This is a genomic window from Herbaspirillum lusitanum P6-12, assembly GCF_000256565.1.
Taxonomy (GTDB): domain Bacteria; phylum Pseudomonadota; class Gammaproteobacteria; order Burkholderiales; family Burkholderiaceae_D; genus Herbaspirillum; species Herbaspirillum lusitanum.
In genome coordinates, this window is record NZ_AJHH01000043.1 from 1 (window position 1) to 2,302 (window position 2,302).

General features: G+C 64.1%; 3 protein-coding genes and 1 pseudogene. 3 read left to right on the forward strand and 1 reads right to left on the reverse strand.

All coding sequences use genetic code 11. From position 1 onward, the window contains the following. Together HLUSI_RS0101735 and HLUSI_RS0101740 are read left to right on the forward strand one after the other, a co-directional pair. Nucleotides 1–512, forward strand: a 512-nt coding sequence (locus tag HLUSI_RS0101735) for an SDR family NAD(P)-dependent oxidoreductase (RefSeq protein ID WP_016832328.1), incomplete at its 5' end; no start/stop codon positions are given. Between the two features lie 12 nt (nucleotides 513–524). After that, nucleotides 525–1,322: an SDR family NAD(P)-dependent oxidoreductase gene (locus HLUSI_RS0101740; protein WP_029362999.1), complete on the forward strand. Its 798-nt coding sequence runs from the start codon at nucleotides 525–527 to the stop codon at nucleotides 1,320–1,322. A gap of 21 nt (nucleotides 1,323–1,343) precedes the next feature. Here HLUSI_RS0101740 and HLUSI_RS26495 read toward each other — a convergent pair whose 3' ends face one another. Further along, nucleotides 1,344–1,952: a LysR family substrate-binding domain-containing protein gene (locus tag HLUSI_RS26495; RefSeq protein WP_238533895.1), complete on the reverse strand. Its 609-nt coding sequence runs from the start codon at nucleotides 1,950–1,952 to the stop codon at nucleotides 1,344–1,346. Between the two features lie 21 nt (nucleotides 1,953–1,973). Between HLUSI_RS26495 and HLUSI_RS31230 the strand changes: the two are divergent. Beyond that, nucleotides 1,974–2,243, forward strand: a pseudogene (locus HLUSI_RS31230) (SDR family NAD(P)-dependent oxidoreductase); the annotation flags it as partial. Nucleotides 2,244–2,302 lie beyond the last annotated feature (59 nt).

A 2,302-nucleotide genomic window follows, 5' to 3' on the forward strand; every position in this document is an offset into this window, starting at 1 on the left:
ACGTGCTGGTCAACAATGCCGGCGTCGCCAAGACCTTCCCCTTCCTCGATTATCCGATCGACAACTGGCTGCTGACGATGAACATCAATGTCACCGGCGTGATGCTGTGCGGCCAGCATGCCGCCCGCATGATGGTGCGTCGCAAGTGGGGCCGCATCGTCAATATTTCTTCCATCTCGGGTATTCGCGCCGGCTCCGGCCGCACCGCCTACGGCACTTCCAAGGCGGCAGTGATCGGCCTGACGCGCCAGATGGCGATCGAGCTGGCCGAGCATGGCGTCACCGTCAACAGCGTCGCCCCGGGTCCGGTGGACACGCCGCTGACGCAGGCAGTGCACTCGCCGGAAACCCGCAAGAGCTTCACTGCCGGCGTGCCGATGCATCGCTACGGCAGCACCGACGAGATCGCCGCGGCAGTATCTTTCCTGGCGGCTGAAGATTCGTCCTACGTCACCGGCCATGTGGTGCCGGTGGACGGCGGCTTCGTGGCCGCGGGCATTCTCGACATCTGATCGGAGCACGCCATGGCACGTGCAATGGAAGACAAGGTCGTCATCGTCAGCGGCGCAGGTTCGGTCGGCGAGGGCTGGGGCAACGGCAAGGCGGCGGCCGTGCTGTATGCACGCGAAGGTGCGCGCGTGCTGGCGGTCGATCGCAACCTGCAGGCCGCACAGGAAACCTGCGACCTGATCCGCAGCGAGGGCGGCGTCTGCGAAGTGGTCGCCGCCGACGTGTCGCGCACGCCGGACATTGAGGCCATGGTGCAGGCCGCACTCGATCATTTCGGCCGCATTGATGTCTTGCACAACAACGTCGGCATCGCCGAAACCGGCGGTCCCGTCGAAGCCAGTGAAGAGAGCTGGAACCGGGTCATCGCGATCAACCAGACCAGCGTCTTCATGACCTGCAAGCATGTGCTGCCGGTGATGGAAAAGCAGAAGAAGGGAGCCATCGTCAACATCTCGTCGCTGGCCGCGATCCGCTGGGTCGGCTTTCCGTATGTCGCCTATTCCGCGTCCAAGGCGGCGATGCTGGCGCTGACCAAGAACATCGCGATGCAATACGCGCCGTCGGGCATCCGTGCCAATTGCGTGCTGCCGGGGCTGATGGACACGCCGATGATCCGCGAACCGCTCAAGGCATCCTATGGGGGCGACATCGAGGAAATGCGCCGCAAGCGGCACGCACAATGTCCGATGGGCCACATGGGCGACGCCTGGGATGTGGCGCACGCGGCGCTGTTCCTGGCATCGGACGCGGCGCGCTACGTGACCGGCGTGGACCTGATCGTGGACGGCGGCCTCAGCCTCAAGTGCGTCTGACGGCCGGGCAGTAAAGCAGAATCACGCGGGCTGCCCACGCCGCAGCGCGGTCCAGACCTCCTCCGCGGTCTGGACGAAGGTCTGGATGCAGGGATTGCGGTTGTCCTTGTTCCAGATCACCGCGACTTCCACCACCGGCGCGTCGACCAGCGGCTTGAAGACGGTCGTGTCCAGGTGCATGGCCTGCATCGAGTTCGGCACCATCGCCACGCCCAGGCCTTCACCAACCAGGTTGACGATGGTCTGCTGCAGGTTGGCTTCCAGCTTGATGCGCGGACGGAAGCCCGCGGCCAGGCAGCAATTGACGATCAGGTCGTAGACCACCGGCGCAATCGCGCGCGGGATGCTGACGAAGGGATCGTCGGCCAGATCCCTGGCTGAAATTTTTTCACGTGTCGCCAGGCGATGGTTTTTCGGCAGCACCGCCACCAGCGGTTCGGAAAAGATCGTTCGGCTGTCCAGCCCGCTGCAATCTTCAGGCCGGTACATCATGCCGACGTCGCGTTTCCCTTCCCTGATATCTATCGCCAGCAGGTTCGGCACGTGCTCGGTCAGGCGCATGTCGACCTCGGGATAGGCCGCCGAATAGTGGCGCGTCACCGACGGCAGGATGTTATAGGCGGTCGACATCATGAAGCCCACCAGCAGCGCGCCGCTTGGTACGCACCGCTGGGCATCCGCGCCAACTGCGTGCTGCCCGGACTGATGGACACGCCGATGATCCGCGAGCCGCTGAAAGCATCCTATGGCGGCGACATCGAAGAAATGCGCCGCAAGCGTCATGCGCAATGTCCGATGGGCCACATGGGCGATGCCTGGGACGTGGCGCATGCGGCCTTGTTCCTGGCGTCGGATGCGGCGCGTTACGTGACCGGCGTCGACCTGATCGTGGACGGCGGCCTCAGCCTCAAGTGCGTGTAGGATTTCCTCGCCTCGCCTCGGCAGCGGCAATATGGTTCACCTAGCTCTAATAGGACTGT